This is a genomic window from Allobosea sp. TBD101 (genome assembly GCF_059817965.1).
In genome coordinates this window covers 1996401-2022065 of the sequence record NZ_CM187543.1, presented here as the reverse complement: position 1 = coordinate 2022065, position 25665 = coordinate 1996401, and the positions used below count along the sequence as shown (strand labels likewise).

Sequence of the window (25665 nt, the reverse complement as noted above, 5' to 3'; positions counted from 1 at the left end):
CGTTTCTTGTTCTCGCCCGCTTCTTGAACGCTACGCTCGGGCTGGTCTCAAAGAAGGTCAGGCGGCCCGGCTGGTCTTGATCTGGGCCTCGGCGCCGCCGTCGCGGATCACGGCCGCGAGGTCGAGCAGCGCGACGATATCGGTGTCGAGCAGAACGAGGCCTTCGATCAGGCCATGCTCGTCACGCTCCAGGTCGGGAGCAGGGCGAACCGCGGTAACCGGCACATCGACGATATCGGAGACCGAGTCGACCAGCAGGCCGGCGGTCTTGTCCTCGACATCGACGACCACGATGACATGGGTCGCGGTGGCGTCGGTGGCGCCGAGGCCGATCGCGGTGCGCAGGTCGTAGACCGCGAGGATCACGCCGCGCAGGTTGAGCACGCCGCGCACATGCGGCGCCGCATGCGGCAGCGGCGTCGTCGCCTGCCAGCCCTTGATCTCGCGGACCATGCCGACATCGATGCCGAAGGTGCGGTCGCCGACCTTGAAGGTCACGATCCGGCGCGCAGCCGCTTCCGGCTGTGCAGACGAGAAGTGCTTTTCGCCGAGTTGGAGGCTCATGGTCATCCAGCCATCTTGAGGTCAGATTGGGGGTTGCGGCCGCCGGACGCGGCCAACCGCAGCATCGAGTCGATATCCAGGATCAGGGCGACGAGGCCGTCGCCGAGGATCGTCGCCGCAGAGGCGCCGTTGACCGCGCCGTAATTGGCCTCGAGGCTCTTCACGACGACCTGCTGCTGGCCGACGATCTCGTCGACGGCGATGCCGACATTGTTGCCGCGCTCGGTCTCGGCGATGATCACGATGTTCTCGTTGGTCTTGCCCATCGAGCCCATGACGTCGCCCAGCCGGTAAAGCGGGGTGACCTCGCCGCGCCAGCGCAGGACTTCCTGGCCGAAGGGCAGGCGCTCGATCGGGGTCGAGGCGAGATGCTGCGTCTCGATCACCGAGGCGATCGGAATGACGTAGCGGTCGTCGCCGCAGCGGATCACCATGCCTTCGAGCACGGCAAGCGTCAGCGGGAGGGCGAGCGTAAATTTGCAGCCCCGGCCCGGCTCGGAATCGACGCTGATGCGCCCGCCGAGCGATTCGACGTTGCGGCGCACGACATCCATGCCGACGCCGCGTCCCGAGACGTCGCTGACGACCTCGGCCGTCGACAGGCCGGCGGCAAAGATCAGCTGGTCGATCTCCTCAGGAGCGAGCTTCTCGTCGGCGCCGACGAGGCCGCGCGAGCGGGCCTTGGCCAGCAGCCGGTCACGGCCGATGCCGCGTCCGTCGTCGGTGACGGAGATGACGATGCGGCCGGCGCGATGCTCGGCGACCAGCTTGATCGTACCCTCGCGCGGCTTGCCGGCCTCGACGCGATCATCCGGCGTCTCCAGCCCGTGATCCATCGAGTTGCGGATCATGTGGGTCAGCGGATCGGCGAGCTCCTCGATGATCGTCTTGTCGACCTCGGTGTTCTCGCCTTCCAGGACCAGGCGCACTTCCTTGCCCAACGTCTGCGCGAGCTCGCGCACCAGGCGCGGCATGCGCTGGAACACGGCCTTCACCGGCTGCGCGCGGACCGCCATGACATGGTCCTGCAATTCGCGCGTCTGGCGCGACAGCGTGAGCATGCCTTCCGCGGTCTTGGCGTGGACGTCGTAAGGCAGCGAGCGGACGCATTCGACCAGCATCGACTGGGTGATGACGATCTCGCCGACGAGGTTCATCAGCTTGTCGATGCGATCGAGATCGACGCGCACGCTGACGGCCTGGCGCTGGCGGGCCGCGTTGTCGGGGGCAGCCGGGGCACGCGGTGCCGCGCGGGCGACGGCGGGCGCCTCCACGGCGACAACCGGAGCGGCGACGGCAACCGGGGCCGGCGCGGGCTGGATATCGGGCTCGTTCGCGGCTTCCGGCGCCGCGCCGAGCTTGGCGAGGATCGCGGAGAGATCGGCGGCGACTGCACTGGACACTTCCGGCTCGGCGGCCGGTGCTTCGGCGGCCTGCGGAGCCTCGATGACAACCTCCTCAGGGAAGCTGATCTCGAATTCCTCGTTCGCGAGGCTGAAATCGAAACGGCCGTGCAGATCCTCGATGGAGAGTTCGGTGCGCAGATCCACGTCGAAGCGCATCCAGCAATCGCTGACATCGATGCTTTCGAGCGGCGGCACCTGGCTCAGGTCGCAGCGGATCGAGACGATGTCCTCGGCCGGCAGGGAACCCAGCACGACGCGCGGCTCGATCACGCGGCGGAACAGATCCTGCTCCGGCGCGATGCGCAGATGCACGTCGCGGCCCGGCTTGTTCGATGCGGGCACAGGCGCAGCGACCGGCTCATCGTCCCAGCCGTCGTCAGAAGCCGCGGCAGCGGGGGCAGCCGTCCTCGCCTCGACCATGGCGAGCAGGTTGCCGAGCGCGGCGATCCCGATGGGCGCGTCATTGTTGGCGGCGGGAGCGACCGGCTCCGGAGCAACCGGCGCGGGCGGCGGCGGCGCGGCGACGGGGGCCTGCGGCTCCTTGCCGACCTGTTCGAGCGCGGCCAGAAGATCGGGCCGCTCGGTCGCGGGCTCGTCGTTGCGCGCGGCCGAGACCAGATCGGCGACTGCATCGGCGCAGCGCAGGAACAGCGTGAACGGCGCATCCTCGACGGCGACACGGCCGGACCTCAGATGGTCGAGCGAAGCCTCGAAGACATGCGCGAAACCGACCAGCTCCGTGCAGCCGAAGGCGCCCGCGCCACCCTTGATCGAGTGAATGGCGCGGAAAGCCGCATTGACGTCCTCAGAATCGGTCGAGCCCTCGTCGAGAGCCTGGAGCTTTTGCTCCAGCGCGCCGAGGAGCTCTTCGCACTCCTGGAAGAATGTCTGCTTGAGTTCTGCCAACGGATCCATCGGCCGACCTTCAGTTCTGGTAGCGCGCGACGAGGCCGAGCAGCGTGTTGGGTTCGAAAGGCTTGACCATCCAGGCGCTGGCGCCGGCGCGGCGGCCTTCCGCCTTGATCTCGGCGCCGTTCTCGGTGGTCAGCACGATGATCGGCGTGTTCTGCCCGGCCGGGCGCGAGCGGCAAGCGCGGGTGAACTCGATGCCGTCCATGATCGGCATGTTGAGGTCGGTAATCACCAGATCGGGGCGGAACTGGTCGAACTTGGTGAGCCCATCCTCGCCGTTCTCGGCTTCGGCCACCTCGTGGCCGGCATTGCGGAGCGTCAGGCTGAGCAGGCTAAGCAGAGTCTTGGTATCGTCAATCGCCAGGATTTTCATACCTGATCACTCCAGAACGAGAGCGCTGTGAGCGGCATCGAAGCCGATCGCCCGCAAGGATTCGCGGCATTCCTCGGAAGCCGCCCTGAGCGTGACCGAAAGCCCCCGCGCGGCGGCGCTGGTGGCTGCGGAATGAAGGAGCTGAATCCAGAGACTGGGCAGAGGCCCGGCCTCTGCGCATTCGACGGCGACACTTTCCCGCTGTTCCAGCGCGACCAGAAGCTGGTTGCGGAACGTCGCGGCCTCGGACCGGCCGAGGAAAGGGGGAAGCGAGACAGTGATGACCATGAAGGGCGACCCAGGATTGCGCCTGGAGCATCGGGGCAAACTGGTAAAAACTTCGCTAAATATGTTCAGCCGCATCAATACTCTTGGCATTTTCGCGGCAAGCACGACCTACCTGGGGTTGCCGTCGAACCCGACGGCGATCCGACGAGGCCTCAGCGCGCACGCAAGCGCGCCGTGGCGCCTGCCCGAGGGCGAACCTTGCCGTTGCATTCCCCTTGGATAGCGTCTGATGCGTCGCTCAGAAGATGGCGTTGCTGATCGCGCGCGGCACCAGCGTGATCTTGCCAGCCGCTTCCCTGTATTTTCGGGGCATGTTGATGACACCCGACAGGTGAAGCCAGAGATTGTTGGGCGAGATCGGCTTGGTGACGATCTCATGCGCGCCGAGCTTCGCGGCCTGGACGACCGAACGCCGGTCCGGCCGCTCCATCATCACCAGCACCGGCGCCTTGGCGAAGGGCGAGGTCTTGAACGACCGGATCGCCGCCAGGCACTTGATGCTGTTGCCCTCCGGCATGTCCCAATCGAGGATGACGATGTTCGGCTGCTTCTGGATGAAGGTCGAGGCCGCCGAGGACAGGTCGGATGCCTCGAAGATGCGGTTGAGCTGCGCCTGGTACAGCATCGTGCGCACGATCCGGCGGTAATGCGGGCTCGGATCGATGAGCAGCACCGACAGGTTGGGAAAGGATGGCGCGATATGCATGGCGCAGACTCGGAAACTCGCTCACTCAACTCGACAGGGCACGCACGGACGAAGCACTAGACCTTGAGGCCGAAGCGGAAGGCGCCCCAGTGCCGGCCCTTGACCATGATCGGCGCCGACAGGTCCTCCATCACGAGGAACTGCCCGCCGCCCATGTCGCGCCGGTAGCTCTGCAACAGGAAAGGCTTGCGGCTCCGTGCGGCGGCCAACCCGGTCCGGTCGTCGAAGATGCGCCGGTTGCGGCAATTGGCGTTGTTCCAGACCGGATCGCTGCCCTGCGGTTGCGCGTATTTGCGGTTATGCGTCGGCAGGAAGCCGTTGCGGTCCACCGCCGCGCAGAACACGATCCGCCCGTTCGAGGTCAGGAGCTCTTCCTGCAGCGGCGGCAGCAGCCGGTCGGTCAGCGCGACGAAGCGCGTCATGTGCTGGGCCGGGTCGGAGCCCGGAATCGGCCGGTAGGCCTCGTCGAACAGGTCGGCAAGCGCGATCTCCCCACGCACCAGCGCCGCCTCGAACAGTTCGCTGATCGTGCCGGCCGTCGCCATCGCCGTCGCGATCAGCTCCGACTGAGCCGTCCGCACGCCGGACGCCGCGATCGAGCCGAGGATGCCTTCGCTGATCGCCACCAGCGCCTCGGTGCGCTGCCCCGCCTGCTGCAGATTGTCCGTGGAGGTGTCGACCCCGGCTACGAGGCCCGCTAGGTCCTGCCCTGCCTTCGTGCAGGCCTCGGCATTCTCCCGCGTCGGCCGCGACACCGCCTCGATCTCGCCGATCAATTCGACCACCGAGCGACCGAAGCTGTCGAACTCGCCGATCTGCTGCGAAATGGTCTGGCTGCCCGCCTGCGCGCGCTGCGCCGTCTGCGCGTTTTCCTGGCTGCGGCGGGCGACCGCGTCGACGGCCTTCACCAGCTGATCGAGCTGCGCGGCGCTCGCCGCAGTCGCTTCGCGCGTCTGCTCCGCCAGCGCCTTCACGGCCGCGGCGATGACGGCGAAGCCCTTGCCGGCCTCGCCGCTACGGGCCGCCTCGACGCCGGCATTGATCGAGAGGAGCTGGATCTCGCGGGTGATCGACTGGATCGCATCGCTCGACGCCCGCGCCTTGTGCGCATCGCCGACGGCCTGCGCCAGCACCTGCGACATCGACTGGGCCTCTTGCGACAGGGTCTCGATATCGACCTGCGCGGCATTGAGCCCGAGCCGGACCGATTTCGTTACGCGTTCGAGACCGTTACGGACACCCGAGGCAGCCACTTGCGCGCCCTCGGCCGCCTGCCGGATCGCATTGTTGGCCTGCGACACCTGCTCGACTGCGCCGACCACGCGGCGCAGACCGGCCGTCTGCTTGTCGAATTGCTGAGTCACGTCGCCGACGCGCCCGGCGATATCGGTGATCTCGGCGCTGAGCTTGCCGAAACGGGCGGCGATCTCGCGCACGGCGCGCTCGGCACCGGCCTCCATCGGCTCGCCCGCGGGCCCCGACGCCACCGCATGAACCGGCAGATCGAGCTTGCGAGCCAGTGCATGCATGGCGGGGCGCCCCTTCAACCCGGGAGGAATTCTTCCGGAAATGTAGAGAAACGCGGTAAATCGCCGGTTAAGAGCCTGTTCAGGGGGGGTACCACTTTCGGCGGACATGCCGGGATTGCGATATTGCCCTAGGGTCAACTGCGGTGCACGTCCGTGCTATAGCTGTCGCGATCGACGGCGGACCCGCAACGGGACACGCGCGTTGAGCCAGAAGCCAACACGCCCGAACGCTTTCCGGAGGAATTCCATGACCGTAATCTCCGCCGTCTCCCGCCGCGGCCTGCTCGGCCTGGGCGCCGCTGCGCTCGCCATCTCCGCCGCTCCGCGGGTCTGGGCTCAGGCCGCCGCCCCCGCAGCGCCGGCCGGGCCGTTCTCGCTGCCGAAGCGCGCCTACGAGGCCAATGCGCTGGAGCCGCATATCGACGCGGCGACGATGGACATCCACTACAACCGCCACCACGCAGCCTATGTCACTGCGCTGAACAACGCCGCCAAGGACAATGGCGTCATCGCCAAGGCCTCGGTCGCCGAACTGATCGCCGATCTCGGTCAGGTGCCCGAGAGCATCCGCACCCTCGTCCGCAACAATGGCGGCGGCCATGCCAACCACAGCATGTTCTGGGAGATCATGGCGCCGGGCGCCGGCGGCGCGCCGACCGGCGAGGTCGCCGAGGCGATCACCCGCGACCTCGGCGGCTTCGACAAGTTCAAGGCCGATTTCGAGGCGGCGGGCCTGCGCGTCTTCGGCTCCGGGTGGGTCTTCGTCACCGTCGACAAGGCCGGCAAGCTCGCCTTGCTCGGCAAGCCGAACCAGGACAGCCCGATCATGGACAAGCAGATGGTCCTGCTCGGCAACGACGTCTGGGAGCACGCCTATTACCTGAAATACCAGAACCGCCGCGCCGACTACCTCAAGGGCTGGTGGAACGTGGTCGACTGGAAGAAGGTCAACGAGCGCTACGCCGCCGCCAAGGCCGGCAAGCTCGCAATCTGATCTAACCAGCTTCAGTCACTTTAGAAAACGCAGGTCATCCCGGACGGAGCGAAGCGAAGATCCGGGATCCATGCCTGAACCTTCATCGGAAGCGCTCCGGCATGGATCCCGGGTCAAGCCCGGGATGACCGCGTGGTTCCTGTGGTCGTGCGGGTCGGGTCTAGTGCCCGACCTTGGCGCCCCGCGTTCCCTCGCTGAGCCGCGGCAGGAACCAGGCGAGGAGACCCATCAGCGGGATGAACGAGCAGATCTTGTAGACCGCCTCGATGCCGAGGATGTCCGCGAACTCGCCGAGCAGCGCGGCAGCGAGACCGCCGAGCCCGAAGGACAGCCCGTAGAAGAAGCCGCCGACCAGCCCGACGCGGCCAGGCAAGAGCTCCAGCGCATAGATCAGGATCGCGGCGAAGGCGCTCGACATGATCAGGTTGATCACGATCGTCAGCACGCCGGTCCAGAACAGGTCGGCATAGGGCAGGATCAGCGTGAAGGGCAGCGCGCCCAGGATCGAGAACCAGATGATCTTGTTGCGGCCGATCCGGTCGCCCAGCATGCCGCCGCCCAGCGCGCCCGCCGCCGAGGAGGCGAGGAACAGGAACAGCATCACCTGCGAGTTCTGGATCGAGATGCCGAACTTGCCCATGAGGTAGAAGGTGTAGAATGAGGAGAAGCTCGCCGAATAAGCGTTCTTCGAGAACAGCAGGATGATCAGGATCGTGATCGCGAAGGCGACCGAGCGCTTGCCCGGCCGGGCCGGTGCTACGCTCGCCGTGGCAACCTTCGGCGGGCGCGCCCTGTCGAGCTTCGCATAGCTCGCCGCCGTCCAGACCATCAGCATCATCGCGACGAGCGCCGCGACCGAGAACCAAGCGAGGCTGCCCTGCCCGCGGGGCACGATGATGAAGGCGGCCAGCAGCGGCCCGAGCGCGCTACCCGTCTGCCCGCCGACCTGGAAGATGCCCTGCGCCAGACCATGCTGCCCGCCGGAGGCATTGCGCGCCATGCGGGTCGCCTCGGGGTGGAAGATCGAGGAGCCGATACCGACGCAGGCCGCCGAGAGCAGCAGGAACCCGTAGCTGCCGGCATAGGCGAGGCCGATGAGGCCAGCGAGCGTGAAGCCCATGCCGACCACCATCGAATAGGGCATCGGATGCTTATCGGTGTAGAGCCCGACCGCCGGCTGCAGCAGCGAGGCCGAGACCTGGAAGGTCAGCGTGATCAGGCCGATCTGGCCGAAATCGAGCCGGTAGGCTTCCTTGATGATCGGGTAGATCGCCGGGATCAGCGACTGGATCATGTCGTTGAGCAGATGCGTCACGCTGAGAGCAATCAGCACCGGCATCATGGCGCGTTGCGGCAGGGAGGCGGTCGGCGCGCTGGCGGTCATCTGGCTAAGTCCCGCGGCATCTCCGGCAGGCCGATTCCCGCCTCGTGACGCGGTCGAAGGCACTAGAGGATTGCCGCCGGCCGCACAATTTCATGAGCCGGCACCTCGGCAATGCCTCCGTTGCATGCCGGACCATGATTTCGCGCGCCGAAAGCCGTCCTATTCGGCCATATCGCTGTTGATCGAGTCGACCAGACCGCTTTTTAGGTTGATCCCGCGCCCATTCCTGCCGAGATTGCCCCCTTTCATGGGAGGTTGACTGAATGTCTCTGCGTTTTCGTTCGAAATTGACCGCCGCCGGCCTCGCGCTCGGCGCCGTGGCGCTGGTGGCCGGCATCGCCGTCGCCCAGGCTCCCGCCTTCTTCCGCATCGGCACCGGCGGCACGGCCGGCACCTATTATCCGATCGGCGGCCTGATCGCGAACGCGATCTCGGCTCCGCCGCAGCTGGTCGCGACCGCCGTCGCCAGCAACGGCTCCGTCGCCAATGTCAACGCCATCGTCGGCGGCGCGGCTGAATCCGGCTTCGTGCAGGCCGACGTCGCCTTCTGGGCCCATTCCGGCACCGGCGTCTACGACGGCAAGCCGAAGGTCGAAGAACTGCGCTCGATCGCCAATCTCTATCCCGAGAGCGTCCATCTCGTCGTCCGCAAGGCCTCGAACGTGAAGAGCGTCGCCGACCTCAAGGGCAAGAAGGTCTCGCTCGACGAACCGGGCTCCGGCACCCTGCTCAACGCCAAGGCGATCCTCGCCGCCTTCGGCGTCACCGAGAAGGACATCACCGCCGAATATCTCAAGCCGAACCAGGCGGCCGAGAAGATGAAGGACGGCTCGGTCGATGCCTTCTTCTTCACCGGCGGCTTCCCGGCGGCGGCGATCTCCGAGCTCGCTTCGACCGGCTCGGGCATCGACATCCTGCCGATCACCGGCGCCCCGGCCGAGAAGCTCGCCAAGGACTCGCCCTTCTTCGCCGCCGACGAGATTCCGGCCGGCACCTACAAGGATGTCGGCGCGGTGAAGACCGTCGCGGTCGGCGCCCACTGGGTCACCTCCTCCAAGATCTCGGCTGATACGGTCTACGCCGTGACCAAGGGGCTTTGGAGCGGCAAGGCCCGCGCGGCGCTCGATGCCGGCCACGCCAAGGGCAAGGTGATCCGCAAGGAAACCGCGCTCTCCGGCCTGCAGGGCGTGCCGCTGCATCCGGGCGCCGAGAAGTTCTACAAGGAAGCCGGCCTGCTCAAGTAAGCAGACCCCGCGTCCATACATCTGATCCGTCATCCCGGGCGGGCAAAGCCCGACCCGGGATCCATTCCGGAACCGTTCCGGCATGGATCCCGGCTCTACGCTACGCTCCGGCCGGGATGACGGCGCTTTTATTTGACGGCGCGGATCGCGCTGCTCTCAGCTCGACCGCCGAGGTTCTTCCCATGGCCAACCAGCCCTCCGCCGCCGAACTCGCCAAGCTCGAGGAAGAACTCGACCCGGAAATGCAGTTCCGCAAGGTGCCGCATGGCACCGCGCTGCTGATCGGCGGCCTGCTGCTCGCCCTCTCGGCCTTCCATTACTACACCGCTGGCTTCGGCCTGATGCGCGAGACCACGCATCGCGGCATCCACCTCGCCTTCGTGCTCGGGCTGATCTTCCTTGTCTTCTCCGCACGCAAGAGCGAGGCCGGCACCGTTTATCCCTCGACCGTGTTCCGCCCCGGCGGCGTGCCGCTCTATGACTGGATCTGCGCGGCGGCGGTCGCGATCGCCAGCCTTTACGTGCCCTGGATCTTCGAGGATCTTGTCTTCCGCGTCGGCAACCCCTCGCCGCTCGACGTGACGATGGGCACGATCACCATCGTCCTGATGATCGAGGCGACGCGCCGCGCCATCGGCTGGGGCCTGCCGCTGATCGCGCTCTTCGCCATCGTCTACGCGCTCTTCGGCAACTGGTTCCCCGGCATCTTCCTGCATCCCGGCGCGACCTGGTCGAACCTCGTCAACCACCTCTACCTGACCAGCCAGGGCGTCTACGGCGTCGCGCTCGGCGTGGTCGCGACCTATGTCTTCCATTTCGTGCTGTTTGGCGTGCTGGCGACGCGCATCGGCCTCGGCCGCCTCTTCCTCGGCGTCGCCGCGGCGGTCGCTGGCCGCTTCGCCGGCGGCCCGGCCAAGGTCTCGATCTTCGGCTCGGCCCTGTTCGGGATGATCTCGGGCTCCTCCGTGGCGAACACGGTCACGGTCGGCTCACTCACCATCCCGATGATGATCCGCCTCGGCTACCAGCGCCATTTCGCGGCCGCCGTTGAATCGACCGCTGCGACCGGTGGCCAGATCACCCCGCCGATCATGGGCGCCGCCGCCTTCCTGATGGTCGAGTTCCTCAACCTGCCCTATGCGACGATCATCATCGCCGCGATCGTGCCGGCCTTCATGCACTTCTTCGGCGTGCTGATGCAGGTGCATTTCGAAGCGCGCCGCTCCGGCATGGGCGGCATGACCGATGCCGACGCACCGAAGCTCCGCGAGGTCTTCGCCCGCGACTGGCCGACCATCGCTCCGCTCTTCGCGCTGATCGTCGTGCTCTTCACCGGTTACACGCCCTATCTCGCCGCCTTCTGGGGCATCACCGGTTGCATGCTGGTCGGCCTCGCACATTACCGCGCGCCAGCTGCGTTGGCGCTGGCGCTCGCCATCGGCATCGCCGCCCCGACCGAACTGCTGCGCGTGCCGGGCGTCAACGCGGCGCTGGTAGCAGCCGCCTTCGCCGTCATGGCGCATGGCGTTCTGCTGCGCTCGACCGAGGGCCGCAAGCGCGTCAACGACATGGTCGATGCCTTCGTCCTCGGCGCGAAATATGCCATCGGCGTCGGCGCGGCCGCCGCGACCGTCGGCATCATCGTCGGCGTGGTCACGCTGACCGGCGTCGGCTTCAAGATCTCCTGGATCGTGACCTCGCTTGCCGATCAATGGGCCAAGGGCCTCATCGACATCGTCCCGTTCCTGCCCTTCGACATCAAGAGCGCGACGCTGTTCTTCACGCTGCTGCTGACAGGCATGGTCTGCATCCTGCTCGGCTGCGGCGTGCCGACCACGGCGAATTACATCATCATGGTGACGGTGGCGGCGCCCGCGCTCGGCATGCTCGGCGTCAACCCGCTCGTCGCCCATTTCTTCGTGTTCTACTACGGCGTCCTCGCCGACATCACGCCGCCGGTGGCGATCGCCGCCTATGCCGGGGCGAGCATGGCCGGCGCCGATCCGTTCAAGACCGGCAACACGGCCTTCCGGCTGGCGCTCGGCAAGGTGCTGGTGCCTTTCGTCTTCGTGTTCTCGCCGTCGATGCTGATCATGGCGCCGGGATTCACCTGGATCGAGTTCGTCGGCTCGACCGCCGCCTGCATGGCCAGCATCACCCTGCTCTCGGCCGCCTTCTCCGCCTGGCTGCTCGCGCCGCTGGCGATGTGGGAACGGCTCGTCCTCGCCGTCGCGGCCCTGCCGATGATCCTGGCGACGCCCGCTTCGATCGTGGCCGGCCTCATCATCGGTGCGCCCGTCCTGTTCAGGCAGGTCATCGCCCGCAAGGCGGCGCCCGCCCCGGCCTGAGCCGGGGCGCGCAGCCCTCTCACGCCACCTTGTCGAGCGGATAGAGCGGCCGGCGCACCCGGCGATAGGGCAGCTTGCTGAGATCGGGCGTGCAGAGCGCCCCGCTGTCGCAGACGATCACCTTGCCGGCGATCGGCTCAAAGGCGGCACGGAAATGCTGCATCGACTTCAGCCCCACGACACGTTTCGCCGCCGGATCGATGTCGAAAGCGCGGAACTGCTGCAGGTCGTTCATCTGGGCGCGGATCGTGGTGACGAGGATTTCGATGTCGCCGACGCGCAGCACGGCACAGGGTCCCCAGCTCGCCTGCAAGCCGCCGATCATCGGGCCGTCGCCGGTATAATCGCCGTCGCTGACGCTGACGAGCGTGCCTGTGAGTTCAAGCGGGCCGCCACCGATCTCGGGATCGACCTTGCCACCGAGCCTGACCGAAACCGTCGAGCCCGGCTTGCCCTTGCGCAGTTCGGCCGCGACCTCCGGATCGACCATCGGCCCGAAACAGGCGTCCTTGAGATCGGCGTCGATCATGCCCTTGAGCAGGCCGGTCGCATCGCCATAGCCGCCGCCACCGGGGTTGTCCGCGTAGTCCGCGATGATCAGCGGCCCCTTCGTCGCGACATAGGTCTTCGCTTCCGCGACCGCCTCCTCGACCGAAAGGAACGGCGTCACCACGTCGAAACGGCGCTGCCACATATCCTCGACCATCGCCTCGGCGAAGGCCTGGTGCTTCTCGCGCTCGCCCTCGCAGGTGACGAGCACGGTCGGGCCGACCTCATGGATATCGGCATTGCCGAAGCCGCCATTGACGCTGACGGCGAAGACACCGGCCTCCTTCTCATAGGCCCTGGCCTTGGCGATGCGCTCGACCATCGGGCCGATATCGGTGCGCCCGCCATTGACCTCCTCCAGCATCGGCCGCTCGGCCCGCAGCGTCACCGGCCTGATCTCGCCCTTCATGGTCCGCTGCAGGATGCCGGCGGCGAGCTTGCCGATCTCGCGCATGTCGACATGCGGATAGGTCTTGTAGGAGACGACGATGTCGGCGAGGTCGGTCATCTTGCGGGTGACGTTGGCATGGGGGTCGAGCGTGATGCCGATCGGCACGTCCGGCCCGAGCACGGCACGGATCCGCTCCAGCAACTCGCCCTCGCCGTCCTCGCAGAACTCCGTGACCATGGCGCCGTGCAGGCCGAGCAGCACGCCGTCGATCTTGCCGGCATGCGCTTTCGCGGTCTCCACGATCACGCCGGCGATCCGCTCGAAGGCGTCGCGCGTCACCGGGCCGGAGGGCTGTGCGGCGGCACTGATCGCATGAATGACCGTCCAGCCGGCCGGGCGGCCGACATCGAGGAAACCGGCGATCGGCGTATTGGCCTCGGCCCGCGCGGCGATGGCCTCATCGCCGAACTTGATGCCGCGATCGGTGAAGGCGGCGTAGTCGGCCGGGCAGCGGCTGAAGGTGTTGCTCTCATGCGAGAACTCGGCGGTCAGGACGGTGAAGCTCATGGCGTTCCTCTGGCTGCTTTCGCGCGTTATTGGGGGCTTCAGCCGTCCCGAAGCGGGCGGCGGATATCGAGCGCCTCGATCAAGGCGTCGCCGAAGACATTGATGGCGATGACGGCCGTGGCGATGACGAGGCCGGGGAAGATGATGATCCAGGGCGCGATGAAGATCTGCGCGGTGCCGGAGCTCATCATCGCCCCCCAGCTCGGCACGGGCGGCTGCGCGCCGAGCCCGAAGAAGCCGAGCGTCGCCTCCAGCACGATCGCATCGCCCGTCGCCAGCATGCCGGCGACGATGACCGGCGTCATCGCATTGGGCAGGAGATGCAGGAAGAGCACGCGCCCCGGCCGGGCACCCGCCGTCACCGCCGCATCGACGAAGAGCTCGCCCTTCAGCGCCATCACCTGCGCCCGCGTCAGGCGGGTGAACTGCGCGAGATAGGCGATCGCGATGGCAATCGCGGTCGAGTGCAGCCCGGGGCCGAGGATCGCAATCAGGATCAGCGCCAGCAGGATTTCCGGGAAGGACCATGTCAGGTCGACGAAGACGGTAACGACCTTGTCGAAGACGCCGCCGAAATAGCCGGCGGCAGCGCCCAGCGTCGCGCCCATCAATACCGAGAGCGCGATCGAGAGCACGCTGACGCTGAGCGAGGTCCGCGCGCCCTGAATGATGCGCGAGAGCAGGTCGCGCCCGAATTCGTCGGTGCCGAGCCAATGCGCCGCCGAGGGCGGCGTGTTGGCCATGGAGAGTTTCTGCGCGGCATAGTCGTAGGGTGCGATCCAGGGCGCGAAGATCGCGCAAAGCACGAGCGCGAGCAGGAACAGCGCGCAGATGGCGCCGCGCGGCGACCGGAGGATGCGGCCGGCGAGGGATTTGCGGCTCATCGTGCACCCATCGCTTCGCGCAGGCGCGGGTCGAGCGCCGCCTGGGCGAGATCGCCGATCAGCGTGCCCAACATCACCGCAATCGCCAGCATCAGCAGGCAGCCCTGAACCAGCGGATAGTCGCGCTGGCCGAGCCCCGTGATCAGAAGGGAGCCGAGCCCCGGCCGGGCGAAGACATACTCGACCGTGACAGCGCCACCCAAAATCCAGCCGATGCGCAGGCCCAAAATGGTCATCACCGGCAGCATCGCCTGCTGCAGGATGTGGCGGAGCTGGATGCGCCAGAACGGCACGCCCTTGGCCTGCAGCACGCGCACGAAATCCCGCTGCGAGATCTCGACCATCGCCGCGCGGGTGACGCGGGCGATCAGTGCTGTGCCGCCGATGCCGATGGTCAGCGCCGGCAGCACCAGCGCGTCCCATGTCCTTGCCCCCGAGACCGGAAACCACTCGAACTGCACGGCGAACATCAGGATCATCAGGAGCGCCAGCCAGAAACTCGGCAGCGTCGAGCCCAGCAGGATGAAGCCCATCACCGCCCGGTCGAACAGGCTGTCGCGGAAGGAGGCCGCGAGCACGCCGGTGACGATCCCGACCACGGTCGAGAAGATCAGCGCCGTGCCGCCGAGCGCGAGGCTATGCGGCATGTTCTCGGCGATGAGCTGCGAGACCGGCTGGCGCATCACGATGGCATCGCCGAAATCGCCGGTGACGACCTTGGCGAGCCAGCGCCCGTACTGGACCAGCAGTGGCTGGTCCAGCCCGTAGCGGGCGATCATCTGCGCCCGCTGCTCGGGCGAGGAGCCGACCTGGATCAGATGTTCCAGCGGATCGCCCGGCACGAGATGGATGATCATGAAGATCACCAGCGAGACGGCGAGGAAGACCGGCACCAGCATGGCGAGGCGCCGGATCGCGAAGCGCAGCAAGGGATCGATCTCCTACGCGAATTCGTCCCGGCTCAGTTGGCCGGGGCGATGTCGATCATCGACTGGCTGGAGAAGCCGATGCCGCGGATCTTCTCGGGCATCACGACGCGCTTGCCATAGGCTAGGCTCTGCACCGGCTGATAGATCGGCGCGAACGGGTACTGCGACAGCACGTATTCATGGTACTTCGTGAAGTTCGCGACGCGCTCGTCCCAGGTCTTCGACTTGTTCATGGCGATGTCGTTGAGCTTCTCCGCCTCGGGGTCGTTGAACATCGAGACATTGGGGTAGCCCGCGCGCTTGGCCGCGAAGAACCAGTCGACGATATCGGCATTGGTCCACTGATAGGCGCGCACCGCGAGCTGGTGCTCGGTCTTCTTGCGGTACTGCGCATTGATCGAGCCGGCATCGATGATGCTGATATCGGCCTGCATGCCGACCGCCTTGAGCTGCGCCTGGACGATCTCGGCGAGGCGCTTGAACTCGGTGCCGTTCTGAGCCCAGAGCTTCACCTCGAGGCGCTTGCCGTCCTTGACGCGGATGCCGTCCGGACCGGGCTTCCAGCCGGCCGCGTCGAACACCTTCTTCGAGCGCTCCGGGTCATAGGAAATCTTGTACTTGGGATCGACCTGCGATTCCTTCAGCGAGGAGATCAGGAAGGTGTCGGCGGTCGCGCCATTGCCGCCATAGAGGCTGGTCAGGATTTCCTTCTGGTTCACGGCGAAGGCCGTCGCCTCGCGCACTTTCACGTCGGTGAACGGCTCGACGCTGGTGTTGATCGGCATGTAGACCACCTCGTTGCCGGGGATGGTCACGAGCTTCACCGCCTTGTCGGCCTGGATGCGCGGCAGGAAGTCGGTGGGCACATTGACGAGCACGTCGGCGCCACCGGTCTTCAGTTCGAGATAGGCGGTCGATTCCTCGCCGATCTCGCGGAAGGTCAGCTTCTTGAACTTGGCCGGCCCCTGATTCTTCGACAGGGCGGAGGCCGATTTGTAGTCGTCGTTGCGCACGAGCACGGTCTGCTGGCCGACCGTGAACTGCTGCATCTTGTAGGGGCCGGTGCCGATCGCCTCGGTCACGCCGAACTTGTCGCCCAGAGCCTGATAGGATTTCGGCTCCGGAACGCACATGAAGGAGCTTGCGAGATTGAACAGCAGGTTCGGGTCGGGATGCTTCATGTGGAAGCGCACGGTCAGGTCGTCGACAACCTCGACCTTCTCGATCGCCTCGACGGTGAAGGCATTCTCCGTGCCCTTGAACTGCGGCACCCACCATTCGATCGTCTTGGCGTTGAACGGCTCGCCGTTGTGAAACTTCACGCCTGGCTTGAGCTTGAAGGTCCAGAGCTTGCCATCCGGGCTCGATTCCCAGGAGGTCGCGAGCTGGCCGTGGAAGCTCTGGTCGGCATCCTGCACCACCAGCCGGTCGTAGATCAGCGTCGTCGCCGTGTTGAGCTTCGTCGCCTTGATCGGGTTGTAGGTCGGCGCGCCGACGAGGCGCGCGGTCATCACGAACGTGGCCTCCTGCGCCAACGCCGTGCCGGCGGCAAGCGCCGACAGGCCCAGCGCCAGAATGCTCCCCTTCATCATCGTCTTCATCCCGCTTCCCCTTTTGTTTCGAGATGTTGCGAAAGGCTGTGATCGCGGCCGTCAGCCGAGCGGGCCGGAACTGTCCCCGACATGGCCGGTGAAGCGGCCGTAGAGCTCGGCCATCCGGTTCAGCCGCGCCTCGACCTGCGGTCCGAGCTCGACGAAGACCGCGTTGATCAGCAGGTTGCTCAGGCTCGCCATCTGGGCGGTCGAGTCCCAGAACAGGTTGAACTCGGTCGAGACGACCAGCATCTCGTCGACGAGTCCCTGCCCCCAGTCGCAGAAGGAATCGGTGATGAGCGTGGTCTTGATGCCCGCCGCCTTCGCCTGCTCGGCCAGCACCTTGGCCATGCGCGAATAGCGCCGCGCCTCGAAGATCACGAGGCAGCGCTCGGTCTCGCCCGACAACAGCAGGTCCGAGAAATTGCCGGCGGCGAGATCCGCGAGATGCACGCCGTCGCGCAGATACTGCAGCTGGTTGGCGAGGTACTGCGCAAGCCCGCGCTCGGTCTGGAAACCGGTGACGTAGACGGAAGACGCCGTCGCCAGCCGGCGGGCGACGCGCTTCCACTCCTCGCTCTGAGCGAGTTCGTAGATGCGCACGAGCCCGGCGATCTCCAACTGGAGGCTGCGCGCGAGCTGATCGTCGCCGGCCAAGCTGCGCTGCTGGAAATCGCGCAGACGGTCGCTGATAAGCCAGGGCCTGTCGCCGATCTCCTCGCCGAGATTGGCCTTGAGGTCCTTCAGGCTCTTGTAGCCGAGCGTCCGGCAGAAGCGCCCGACCGTCGGCTCGCTGAGCGAGACCTTCTCGGCCAGGCTCGCCGCCGTCTCGAAGGGCAGGCTCGGCATCTGCGCCAGCATATAGCTCGCCAGCGCCTTATCGGCCCTGGAGCCGTTGGCGAGGCAAGCCTGCAATCTCTGGCGAAGCGTCTGCGACATCGGCACTCCTGCGCGTCTAGAGATCAAGAAATTTTTCTTTCAAACTGTCAAACAGTTTTTATTTTCTTGCAAAAATGCTTCGCTTGAGGCTCGGTTCCGCTGCGCCTATTCCAGAGAGATGGGGAGGATTCCAGCGACGATGGCGACTGCGACTGAACAGGCCGATGTGATCGTGCTCGGCGCTGGCATCGTCGGCGTCAGCGTGGCGCTGCACCTGCAGGAGCGCGGCAAGACCGTCCTGCTCGTCGATCGCGGCGAGCCGGGCGCCGAGACCAGCCATGGCAATGCCGGACTGATCGAGCGCTCATCCGTCGTGCCCTATGCCTTCCCGCGCGATCTCGCGACGCTGGCGAGCCTCGCTTCGAACCGCTCGATCGCCGTGCGCTATCGGCCGGCCGCATTGCTGCGCATGGCGCCATGGCTGGCACGTTACTGGTGGAACTCGGCCCCGAACCGGCTCGACAAGCTCGGCCGCGCCATCCTACCGCTGATCGAGCGCTGCATCGATGAGCATCGGCGCTGGACGAAAGCCGCCGGCACCGAGGCCCTGATGCGCGGCGAAGGCTGGATCGAGCTTTACCGCAGCCGGCAAGGACTCGACGCGGCGATCCGCGGGGCGGTCGAACTGGCTGCCTACGGGCTCACCTATGACCTGCTGGACGACGCCGCGCTGCGCCGTCTGGAACCCGGCCTGATCTCCGGCAGCGTTTCCGGCGCGGTGCATTGGCGCGACCCGGTCACCGTCAGCGATCCCGGCGCAGTGACACGCGCCTATGCCGCGCTGTTCGTCGCCCGAGGCGGCCAGCTGAAGCCGGCTGATGCGGCTAGCTTGCAGCAAGACAACGGGGCGTGGCGGCTATCCGCCGATGGCCATAACTGGCAGGCGCCTGAGACCGTCGTCGCGCTCGGCCCGTGGTCGAACGACCTGTGCGAGCGCTTTGGATATCGCTTCCCGATCGGGTTCAAGCGCGGCTACCACATGCATTACGAGAGCGCCGCCGAAACGGCACCGCAGCATCCGCTTTGCGATGCTCAGGCCGGCTTCGTGCTGTCCTCCATGCAGCGCGGCGTCCGCCTGACGACGGGGATCGAACTCGCCGGCCGCGACGAGCCCTCCGATTCCTGGCAGCTCGACCGGGCCGAGCGCATCGCGCGACAGATCGTACCGCTGGGCCGGCGCCTCGATGCCGAACCCTGGCGCGGCGCCCGCCCCTGCCTGCCCGACATGCTGCCGATCATCGGCGCGGCGCCGCGCCATCGCGGCCTGTGGTTTGCGTTTGGGCATGCCCATCACGGCTTCACTCTCGGCCCCGCGACCGGCCGCTTGCTCGCGGAAATGATGACTGGCGCGCCGCCCCTGTGCGACCCCGCGCCCTTCGCGGCCGAACGTTTCCTGCCCTCGGCGCGTACTGGCTGATCCGGCCGGCCGTGCCGCGCCACGCTTCCACAGCCTTCATTGCAACGCGTTTCCGCAACGGAGACGCAATAACTTCTCGCTAACGATGATCTGCGCACGCTTCGACCATGATTAAGGCGACAGCCGGCCCGGCTACCGCCCGGTGCACGCCGCGACGATGGATTGAGCGATGAAGAGCCTGACGATACGCCGCCGCATCCTGATCAGCTTCGTCGCCATCCTCGCGGTGATGTCCGCCATGGCGGGCGCGAGCTACTTCTGGTTCCTCCAGACCGAGCGCGAAGTAACGCAAGTCGAGACCAAGACCGTCCCAAGCCTGTATTACAGCGCTCAGTTGATGGCTTTATGGGCGAATACGACCGGACTTGCGCGCGAGCATGCGCGGGCAGAAAACCCTGCCGCAAAGAAACAGGCCACAGACGCGATTCTGGCCAATCGAGGGCGGTTGCGTGATCTGATCAAATCCTATGAGAGCGTGATCACGACGGAGACAGACCGACGCAACCATGCTCTGGCGGCGCAACTTCTCAACCAATACGTTCAGGCGGAAGATGCGGTTCTCGCCATCGGCAAGGACGCGACCACCCAGCTTCCCGATCAATCCAGGACCGTCAGAACCGATCTGGACCCAATTTCCGCCAACATGCGCAACGTGTTGAACGAGATGGTCGAGTTCAACAAGGCCGAGGCCGACGATTCGACCCGCCAGATCGTCAGCATCGTTCGCTCTGCGGAACTAGGCCTGATCATCTGCTTCGTAATCGCACTCATCCTCGCGATCCTCTGCGGCGTCCTGTTGTTCCGGGCGGTGACCCTGCCGCTCGGCAAGCTGCTCGGCATCGTCGATCACATGCGGCGCGGCGATTTCAGCGAGCGCCTGACACTGGAACGGCGCGACGAATTCAGCACGCTCGCCGACGGCGTCAACGCCATGGCGGACGATCTCGCCGGGCTGATCGGCCAGGTCCAGAAGTCGAGCATCCAGGTCAACACCTCGATCACCGAAGTCGCCGCGACCTCGAAGGAACAGCAGGCGACGGCCAACGAGATCGCTGCCACCACGACCGAGATCGGTGCGACCGCCAAGGAGATCTCCGCCACCTCCAACGAACTCGCCCATACGATGGACGAGGTCTCGGCCGTGGCCGAGCAGACCGCGACGCTCGCCAATGGCGGGCAGGCCGGGCTCGCGCGCATGGAAAGCACGATGCGTCAGGTGATGGAGGCCGCCGGCGCCATCAACGCCAAGCTCGCGATCCTCAGTGAGAAGGCCGGCAACATCAACCAGGTCGTCACCACCATCACAAAGGTCGCCGACCAGACCAATCTGCTCTCACTCAACGCCGCGATCGAGGCGGAGAAAGCCGGGCAATATGGCCGCGGCTTCGCGGTCGTCGCGACCGAGATCCGCCGCCTTGCCGACCAGACCGCCGTCTCGACCTACGACATCGAGCAGATGGTCAAGGACATCCAGTCGGCCGTCGCGGCCGGCGTGATGGGGATGGACAAGTTCTCCGAGGAGGTCCGGCGCGGCATGCAGGAAGTCCAGCAGGTCGGCGGCCAGCTCTCGGAGATCATCGAGCAGGTCCAGGGGCTGGTGCCGCGCTTCGAAGGCGCGAACGAAGGCATGCAGGCACAGGCGACGGGTGCCGGCCAGATCAGCGAGGCGCTCTCCCAGCTCAGCGAGGCCGCGCAGCAGACGGTCGAGTCCCTGCAGCAATCGACGCTCGCCATCGACGAGCTCAATCAGGTGTCGAGCGGGCTGCGCAACAGCATCTCGCGCTTCAAGCTGCGCGCCTAGAGCATTTTCGAGCGAAGTGGGCACCGGTTCGCGTGAAGAAAATACGACAGAACAAAGACTTGGGGCAATTTCGCGATTCGGAGAAGCGCGAAATGCCCCAATAAGAAAGGCGGAACGGAACCGCGCGATGCTGTTTCTGATGTTCCAGCTTGGGCAGGACCGCTACCTGCTCGAGACCGGGCAGGTCGAGGCCGTGCTGCCGTTGCTCGCGACCAAGCACTTGCCCGGCGCACCCAAGGGGATCACCGGCGCGATCAATTATCGCGGCCGGGCCGTGCCCGTGGTCGATCTCGCGCTGCTGTCGCTCGGGCGCCCGGCCGAGCCGCGCCTGAGCACCCGCATCATCCTGCTGCGCTACCCCACTACGCCTGGCAGCCACGATCTCCTCGGATTGCTGGTCGAGCAGGCCGTCGAGACGATCGAGCGCAACGCCGCTGATTTCACGGCGTCCGGCGTCGAGGCTGGCATGCCCGCCTATCTTGGCCCGGTCGCCAGCGACGAGCGCGGGCTGATCCAGTGGGTCCGGGGCGAGGCCCTGCTGACGCCTGAAATCCGTGACATCCTGTTCCGTCAGCAAGCGGTTGAGCTCTGATGGACGAGACAGCCCCGATCCGGGATTTCGAGAAGCTGCTCCGGGAGACGATCGGCCTGAGCATGGAGACGGTCGGCGCCTCCGTCATCCGCCATGCCCTGAAGCGGCGGATGACGGCCTGCGCCCTGTCCGATCTTCACGCCTACTGGGCCTTCGTGACAGGGAACCCGGCCGAGCGGCAGGAACTGGTCGACGCTGTCATCGTTCCCGAGACCTGGTTCTTCCGCGACCGCGAAGCCTTCGGCGCAATGGTGCGCCACCTCCGCGAGAACCGGGCCAGCTGCCGCCCGCTCAAGCTGCTCAGCCTGCCCTGCTCGACCGGCGAGGAGCCCTATTCCATCGCGATGGCGCTGCTCGATGCGGGCTTTCCGGATGGCAGCTTCCAGATCGATGCGATCGACGTCAGCAGCCGCAATCTCGTCCATGCCGAGCGCGCGATCTACGGCAAGAACTCCTTCCGCGGCGCCGACATTGCCTTTCGCGACCGCTATTTCGAGGCCTGCAACAGCGGTTTCAGGCCGCATGACATCGTTCGCCGGCACGTCCGCTTCCGCATCGGCAATGTGCTTTCCGCCGCGGCCCAGACCGGCAACGAGGCTTACGCTGTCGCCTTCTGCCGCAACCTGCTGATCTATTTCGACCGCGAGACGCAAGGCGCGGCGCTGAACCAGCTCAGGCAGATGCTGGCCGATGATGGCCTCCTGCTGGTCGGCCCGGCCGAGTCCGGCCTGCCGCCTCTGCACGGCTTCAACTCCACGCGCGTTCCCCGGGCCTTCGCCTTCATCAAGGCAGAAGCTGCACCGGTAAAACCTCCAGAGCCGCCCGCCGCACGAAGGCCGAGACCGGCACCGGCGAAGGCTGCTCCCTTGCCGCGGGCGCAGACAGCCAAGGCAAGTTCTGCGCCGCGCCCCTTCGCGCAGAAGACCGCCTCCGCCCAGCCATCCGCACCATCGCCGGACCGGGTGGCTGCCAGCCTCGCCGAGATCGAGCGCGCCGCCGATGCCGGGCACCTGGCCGAGGTAAGCGCGGCCGCAGAACGCCATATCGCTGAGTTCGGCCCCTCGCCCGATGCGTTCTACTGGCTGGGGCTCGCCCATGACGCGGCCGACGCGGTGGAGGACGCGATGCGGAACTATCGCAAGGCGCTCTACCTCGCGCCTGACCACCAGCGGGCGCTGGCCCAGCTCCGGCTGCTCCAGCAGCGCCAGGGCGACCATGGCGCTGCCAAGGCCCTGGCTGATAGGCTCGACCGGCTGGCGAAACGGAGCGGCACCTGATGCCCGCCGAAACCCATCCGATGGCCACCGACGGCATCGACGAATGCTGGCGGGAGATCGGCGTCAGCGGCGACCGCACCTGTCCCGAGCTGGTGGAGCATCTCCACTGCCGCAACTGCCCGACCCATGCGCAGATCGCCCGCAAATTGCTCGACCGGCCCTTGCCACCGGGCTATCGCGACGCATGGACGCAGCATTTTGCGAAACGCGACGAGAAGGCACCCGAAGGCGAGGAGATCGACAGCGTCCTGATCTTCCGCATCGGTGAGGAATGGCTCGGCCTGCCGGCTGGGATCTGCCGCGAGATAGCCGAGCCACGCCCGGTCCATTCCCTGCCCCATCGCCGCAGCGAGGCCGTCCGCGGCATCGTCAATGTCCGTGGCGAACTGCTGATCTGCATGTCGCTATCCGCCCTGCTCGGCCTTGGCTCGGCCGCCGCCTCTCGCGGCACCGAGCGGATCGCCGTGTTCCCTCGCCTCGTCGTTACCGGCGAGGAGACCCGGCACGTCGCCTTCGAGGTCGACGAGGTCCACGGCCTGCACAGCTACCGTACCGATGAACGCGGCGCCGTTCCGGCAACGGTCGGTCGCTCGGCGGCGAGTGTCGTGGAAGCGATGATCCCCTGGAACGGCCGCGCGGTCGGCTGCCTCGATGCGGTGCGTTTGCTCTCCCTGATCGACCGGAGCATCGCATGAGCGGCGAGGACCTCAGCGACCTCTCGATGCTCGAGCTGTTCCGGGCCGAGCTGGCGGCGCAGTCGCAGGCCTTCACGGCCGGCCTGCTCGCCCTCGAGCGCGACCCGACCGCTGCCGTTCATCTCGAAGCCTGCATGCGCGCCGCCCATTCCCTGAAAGGCGCCGCCCGCATCATCGATCTCTCGCCGGCCGTGCAGGTCGCGCACGAGTTGGAGGAATGCCTGGTCGCCGCCCAACACGGCAAGATCCGGCTGAACCAACGGCATATCGACGCGCTGCTCGCGGGGTTGGACCTCCTTGCTGCTATCGCGGCCGGAACGGACGAGCCGGAAGCGCAGACAAGGAGCAGGATCGAAGCCTTCGCGCAGGTCCTGCGCCGCGCCTCCGACGAAGCGACGGCGCCCTCACCGAGCGCCTCTCGCGGCGCTTCGGTGCCTGCAGACGAAGCACTCGCCACCGAGACGGCGCCTCCTGCGCCACCTATCCTTGCGGACACATCGGCCTCGATTGGAGATGGCGCGGCTGGTGAGCGCATGGTCAGGGTCACCGCCGACAGCCTGAACCGCCTGCTCGGCCTCGCCGGCGAGTCGCTGATGTCGGCGCGCCGGCTGCGGCCGTTCAATGACGGATTGCTGCGGTTGCGGCGTGTCCAGGCCGAGCTCGCCAAGAGCTTCGAGGACCTGCGCGCCGCGATGCCCGTCGATACCGACAGCCGCGCCGCGCAGGCACTGGTGACCGCGCAGCTCAAGCTGGCCGAAGGCCAGGCGCTCCTCGCCCAGCGCCTCGACGAGATGGACACGGTCGACCGGCGCGCGACCGATCTCGCCAACCGTCTCTACGACGGGACGCTGGCGAGCCGGATGCGGCCCTTCGAGGACGGCGTCCGGCATTTCCAGCGCAATGTGCGCGATATCGGCCGGACGCTCGGCAAGACGGTGCGCCTCGACATCGTCGGCGGCGCCACCAGCATCGACCGCGACATCCTCGACCAGCTTGACGCGCCCCTCGGCCATCTCCTGCGCAACGCCGCCGATCACGGCATCGAGACGCCCGAACAGCGCCGTGCCGCCGGCAAGCCGGCCGAGGGCCTGATCCGGCTGGAGGCGCGGCACAATGCGGGCCTGCTCCAGATCATCATCTCGGATGACGGCGCCGGCATCGATATCGAGGCGCTGCGGCAGGCGACACTCGCGCGCGGCCTCACCACGGCCGAGACGGTCTGGGACCTCAGCCAGGAGGAATTGCTCGAGTTCCTGTTCCTGCCCGGCTTCTCGATGAAGGCGACCGTCAGCGACATCTCGGGCCGCGGCGTCGGCCTCGATGCCGTGCAGGCCATGGTCCGGCAGGTGCGCGGCCAGGTCACCGTCGTCTCCGAGCCCGGCATCGGCACGCGCTTCCAGTTGCAGCTGCCGCTGACGCTGTCCGTGATCCGCGCGCTGCTGGTCGAGATCGACGGCGAGCCCTATGCCCTGCCGCTGACGGCGATCGGCCGCGCCTTGCGGCTGCCGCGTGACAAGATCGAGCTGCTCGAAGGTCGCCCGCACTTCCGTCATGGCGAGCAGCAGGTCGGCCTTGTCACCGCCCACGAAATCCTGGGCCGGGGCGAAGCGATAGCCGGCGAGGCCGAATTGGCGACGGTCGTCGTCGGCGAGGGTGACAATCTCTACGCGCTCGTGGTCGACCGTTTCCTCGGCGAGCGCGAACTCGTGGTCCGGCCGCTCGACCCGAGGCTAGCCAAGGTCAAGGATGTCAGCGCCGCCGCCCTGATGGACGACGGCTCGCCGGTGCTGATCCTCGATGTCGAGGACCTGATCCGCTCGATGGAGAAACTGGTCTCGGGCGGGCGCCTCAGGACGCTCGAGCGCAGCGTGGTTCGTACGGGACAGAAGCGGCGCAAGCGCGTCCTCGTCGTCGACGATTCGCTGACGGTGCGCGAGCTGGAGCGCAAGCTGCTTGACCATCACGGCTTCGAGGTCGAGGTCGCCGTCGACGGCATGGACGGCTGGAACGCGGTGCGCTCCGACTCCTTCGACCTCGTCGTCACCGATGTCGACATGCCCCGCATGGACGGCATCGAGCTCGTCACCCTGATCAAGCGCGATCCCAACCTGCGCAACCTGCCGGTGATGATCGTCTCGTACAAGGACCGCGAGGAGGATCGCCGCCGAGGTCTCGATGCCGGCGCCGATTACTATTTGACCAAAGGGAGCTTCCACGACGAAACTTTGATTCATGCGGTCGTCGACCTGATCGGCGAGCCATGAGCACAAGTATACGCTGTGGG

Annotated in this window: 21 protein-coding genes; 9 read left to right on the top strand and 12 right to left on the bottom strand. The window is 66.7% G+C overall.

What is annotated here, in order from left to right:
- Nucleotides 1-57: 57 nt before the first annotated feature.
- The 6 genes from AC6RIC_RS09685 to AC6RIC_RS09660 all read right to left on the bottom strand — a co-directional run bounded on the left by AC6RIC_RS09685 (nucleotide 58) and on the right by AC6RIC_RS09660 (nucleotide 5778).
- The gene (locus tag AC6RIC_RS09685; protein ID WP_454656096.1) at nucleotides 58-570 is read right to left on the bottom strand and encodes a chemotaxis protein CheW; all 513 of its coding nucleotides are present in this window, start codon (nucleotides 568-570) and stop codon (nucleotides 58-60) included.
- Nucleotides 567-2885, bottom strand: coding sequence for a chemotaxis protein CheA (locus AC6RIC_RS09680; RefSeq protein WP_499736010.1), 2319 nt, complete (start codon nucleotides 2883-2885; stop codon nucleotides 567-569). Before AC6RIC_RS09680 ends, AC6RIC_RS09685 begins: the two co-directional genes overlap by 4 nt.
- A 10-nt stretch (nucleotides 2886-2895) precedes the next feature.
- The gene (locus tag AC6RIC_RS09675) at nucleotides 2896-3255 is read right to left on the bottom strand and encodes a response regulator (RefSeq protein ID WP_257731518.1); all 360 of its coding nucleotides are present in this window, start codon (nucleotides 3253-3255) and stop codon (nucleotides 2896-2898) included.
- 6 nt (nucleotides 3256-3261) lie between these two features.
- Nucleotides 3262-3543 carry an STAS domain-containing protein gene (locus AC6RIC_RS09670; protein ID WP_488847750.1) on the bottom strand — a complete coding sequence of 94 codons (282 nt, stop codon included), beginning with the start codon at nucleotides 3541-3543 and terminating at the stop codon, nucleotides 3262-3264.
- Between the two features lie 238 nt (nucleotides 3544-3781).
- Nucleotides 3782-4249, bottom strand: a complete 468-nt coding sequence (locus AC6RIC_RS09665; protein WP_454656093.1) for a response regulator — start codon at nucleotides 4247-4249, stop codon at nucleotides 3782-3784.
- Between the two features lie 56 nt (nucleotides 4250-4305).
- Nucleotides 4306-5778 carry a methyl-accepting chemotaxis protein gene (locus tag AC6RIC_RS09660; protein ID WP_454656092.1) on the bottom strand — a complete coding sequence of 491 codons (1473 nt, stop codon included), beginning with the start codon at nucleotides 5776-5778 and terminating at the stop codon, nucleotides 4306-4308.
- A gap of 256 nt (nucleotides 5779-6034) precedes the next feature.
- On the opposite strand from AC6RIC_RS09660, the gene AC6RIC_RS09655 reads away from it, so the two are divergent.
- Complete coding sequence (locus AC6RIC_RS09655; protein ID WP_454658963.1) at nucleotides 6035-6772, top strand: superoxide dismutase; 738 nt, start codon at nucleotides 6035-6037, stop codon at nucleotides 6770-6772.
- A 160-nt stretch (nucleotides 6773-6932) separates the two neighbouring features.
- Here the strand turns inward: AC6RIC_RS09655 and AC6RIC_RS09650 are convergent, their stop codons facing one another.
- On the bottom strand, nucleotides 6933-8156 hold the full coding sequence (locus AC6RIC_RS09650) for an MFS transporter (RefSeq protein WP_454656091.1): 1224 nt from the start codon (nucleotides 8154-8156) through the stop codon (nucleotides 6933-6935).
- Between the two features lie 269 nt (nucleotides 8157-8425).
- Here AC6RIC_RS09650 and AC6RIC_RS09645 point away from each other — a divergent pair, with 269 nt between their 5' ends.
- Together AC6RIC_RS09645 and AC6RIC_RS09640 are read left to right on the top strand one after the other, a co-directional pair.
- Entirely contained in the window at nucleotides 8426-9400 is a 975-nt protein-coding gene (locus AC6RIC_RS09645) for a TAXI family TRAP transporter solute-binding subunit (protein WP_499736579.1), read from the top strand.
- A gap of 182 nt (nucleotides 9401-9582) precedes the next feature.
- On the top strand, nucleotides 9583-11748 hold the full coding sequence (locus AC6RIC_RS09640) for a TRAP transporter permease (RefSeq protein ID WP_499736009.1): 2166 nt from the start codon (nucleotides 9583-9585) through the stop codon (nucleotides 11746-11748).
- A gap of 19 nt (nucleotides 11749-11767) precedes the next feature.
- On the opposite strand, the gene AC6RIC_RS09635 is transcribed toward AC6RIC_RS09640, so the two are convergent.
- From AC6RIC_RS09635 to AC6RIC_RS09615, 5 genes are read right to left on the bottom strand one after another with little or no spacing between them, the layout of a single operon-like run.
- The gene (locus tag AC6RIC_RS09635) at nucleotides 11768-13255 is read right to left on the bottom strand and encodes a M81 family metallopeptidase (RefSeq protein ID WP_499736008.1); all 1488 of its coding nucleotides are present in this window, start codon (nucleotides 13253-13255) and stop codon (nucleotides 11768-11770) included.
- 38 nt (nucleotides 13256-13293) lie between these two features.
- Nucleotides 13294-14139 (bottom strand): ABC transporter permease, encoded by an 846-nt coding sequence (locus AC6RIC_RS09630; RefSeq protein WP_499736007.1) that lies wholly within the window; start codon nucleotides 14137-14139, stop codon nucleotides 13294-13296.
- Nucleotides 14136-15068, bottom strand: coding sequence for an ABC transporter permease (locus AC6RIC_RS09625; protein ID WP_293809060.1), 933 nt, complete (start codon nucleotides 15066-15068; stop codon nucleotides 14136-14138). The genes AC6RIC_RS09630 and AC6RIC_RS09625 overlap by 4 nt, the downstream gene beginning before the upstream one ends.
- A gap of 32 nt (nucleotides 15069-15100) precedes the next feature.
- On the bottom strand, nucleotides 15101-16669 hold the full coding sequence (locus AC6RIC_RS09620; RefSeq protein WP_488847740.1) for an ABC transporter substrate-binding protein: 1569 nt from the start codon (nucleotides 16667-16669) through the stop codon (nucleotides 15101-15103).
- A gap of 51 nt (nucleotides 16670-16720) precedes the next feature.
- Nucleotides 16721-17599 (bottom strand): MurR/RpiR family transcriptional regulator, encoded by an 879-nt coding sequence (locus tag AC6RIC_RS09615; RefSeq protein WP_499736006.1) that lies wholly within the window; start codon nucleotides 17597-17599, stop codon nucleotides 16721-16723.
- 139 nt (nucleotides 17600-17738) lie between these two features.
- On the opposite strand from AC6RIC_RS09615, the gene AC6RIC_RS09610 reads away from it, so the two are divergent.
- The 6 genes from AC6RIC_RS09610 to AC6RIC_RS09585 all read left to right on the top strand — a co-directional run bounded on the left by AC6RIC_RS09610 (nucleotide 17739) and on the right by AC6RIC_RS09585 (nucleotide 25645).
- Complete coding sequence (locus AC6RIC_RS09610; RefSeq protein ID WP_499736005.1) at nucleotides 17739-19016, top strand: NAD(P)/FAD-dependent oxidoreductase; 1278 nt, start codon at nucleotides 17739-17741, stop codon at nucleotides 19014-19016.
- A gap of 169 nt (nucleotides 19017-19185) precedes the next feature.
- Nucleotides 19186-20817, top strand: coding sequence for a methyl-accepting chemotaxis protein (locus AC6RIC_RS09605; RefSeq protein WP_499736004.1), 1632 nt, complete (start codon nucleotides 19186-19188; stop codon nucleotides 20815-20817).
- A gap of 127 nt (nucleotides 20818-20944) precedes the next feature.
- Nucleotides 20945-21409: a chemotaxis protein CheW gene (locus AC6RIC_RS09600; protein ID WP_499736003.1), complete on the top strand. Its 465-nt coding sequence runs from the start codon at nucleotides 20945-20947 to the stop codon at nucleotides 21407-21409.
- Nucleotides 21409-22686 (top strand): CheR family methyltransferase, encoded by a 1278-nt coding sequence (locus tag AC6RIC_RS09595; RefSeq protein ID WP_499736002.1) that lies wholly within the window; start codon nucleotides 21409-21411, stop codon nucleotides 22684-22686. The genes AC6RIC_RS09600 and AC6RIC_RS09595 overlap by 1 nt, the downstream gene beginning before the upstream one ends.
- Nucleotides 22686-23381, top strand: coding sequence for a chemotaxis protein CheW (locus AC6RIC_RS09590; RefSeq protein WP_499736001.1), 696 nt, complete (start codon nucleotides 22686-22688; stop codon nucleotides 23379-23381). Before AC6RIC_RS09595 ends, AC6RIC_RS09590 begins: the two co-directional genes overlap by 1 nt.
- Complete coding sequence (locus AC6RIC_RS09585; RefSeq protein WP_499736000.1) at nucleotides 23378-25645, top strand: hybrid sensor histidine kinase/response regulator; 2268 nt, start codon at nucleotides 23378-23380, stop codon at nucleotides 25643-25645. The genes AC6RIC_RS09590 and AC6RIC_RS09585 overlap by 4 nt, the downstream gene beginning before the upstream one ends.
- Nucleotides 25646-25665: the final 20 nt, after the last annotated feature.

Bases quoted from the DNA above. Each gene is read 5' to 3' on its own strand.
- AC6RIC_RS09685 (WP_454656096.1), bottom strand. From the start codon at position 570: ATGACCATGAGCCTCCAACTCGGCGAAAAGCACTTCTCGTCTGCACAG.
- AC6RIC_RS09680 (WP_499736010.1), bottom strand. From the start codon at position 2,885: ATGGATCCGTTGGCAGAACTCAAGCAGACATTCTTCCAGGAGTGCGAA.
- AC6RIC_RS09675 (WP_257731518.1), bottom strand. From the start codon at position 3,255: ATGAAAATCCTGGCGATTGACGATACCAAGACTCTGCTTAGCCTGCTC.
- AC6RIC_RS09670 (WP_488847750.1), bottom strand. From the start codon at position 3,543: ATGGTCATCACTGTCTCGCTTCCCCCTTTCCTCGGCCGGTCCGAGGCC.
- AC6RIC_RS09665 (WP_454656093.1), bottom strand. From the start codon at position 4,249: ATGCATATCGCGCCATCCTTTCCCAACCTGTCGGTGCTGCTCATCGAT.
- AC6RIC_RS09660 (WP_454656092.1), bottom strand. From the start codon at position 5,778: ATGCATGCACTGGCTCGCAAGCTCGATCTGCCGGTTCATGCGGTGGCG.
- AC6RIC_RS09650 (WP_454656091.1), bottom strand. From the start codon at position 8,156: ATGACCGCCAGCGCGCCGACCGCCTCCCTGCCGCAACGCGCCATGATG.
- AC6RIC_RS09640 (WP_499736009.1), top strand. From the start codon at position 9,583: ATGGCCAACCAGCCCTCCGCCGCCGAACTCGCCAAGCTCGAGGAAGAA.
- AC6RIC_RS09635 (WP_499736008.1), bottom strand. From the start codon at position 13,255: ATGAGCTTCACCGTCCTGACCGCCGAGTTCTCGCATGAGAGCAACACC.
- AC6RIC_RS09630 (WP_499736007.1), bottom strand. From the start codon at position 14,139: ATGAGCCGCAAATCCCTCGCCGGCCGCATCCTCCGGTCGCCGCGCGGC.
- AC6RIC_RS09620 (WP_488847740.1), bottom strand. From the start codon at position 16,669: ATGAAGACGATGATGAAGGGGAGCATTCTGGCGCTGGGCCTGTCGGCG.
- AC6RIC_RS09615 (WP_499736006.1), bottom strand. From the start codon at position 17,599: ATGTCGCAGACGCTTCGCCAGAGATTGCAGGCTTGCCTCGCCAACGGC.
- AC6RIC_RS09610 (WP_499736005.1), top strand. From the start codon at position 17,739: ATGGCGACTGCGACTGAACAGGCCGATGTGATCGTGCTCGGCGCTGGC.
- AC6RIC_RS09605 (WP_499736004.1), top strand. From the start codon at position 19,186: ATGAAGAGCCTGACGATACGCCGCCGCATCCTGATCAGCTTCGTCGCC.
- AC6RIC_RS09600 (WP_499736003.1), top strand. From the start codon at position 20,945: ATGCTGTTTCTGATGTTCCAGCTTGGGCAGGACCGCTACCTGCTCGAG.
- AC6RIC_RS09595 (WP_499736002.1), top strand. From the start codon at position 21,409: ATGGACGAGACAGCCCCGATCCGGGATTTCGAGAAGCTGCTCCGGGAG.
- AC6RIC_RS09590 (WP_499736001.1), top strand. From the start codon at position 22,686: ATGCCCGCCGAAACCCATCCGATGGCCACCGACGGCATCGACGAATGC.
- AC6RIC_RS09585 (WP_499736000.1), top strand. From the start codon at position 23,378: ATGAGCGGCGAGGACCTCAGCGACCTCTCGATGCTCGAGCTGTTCCGG.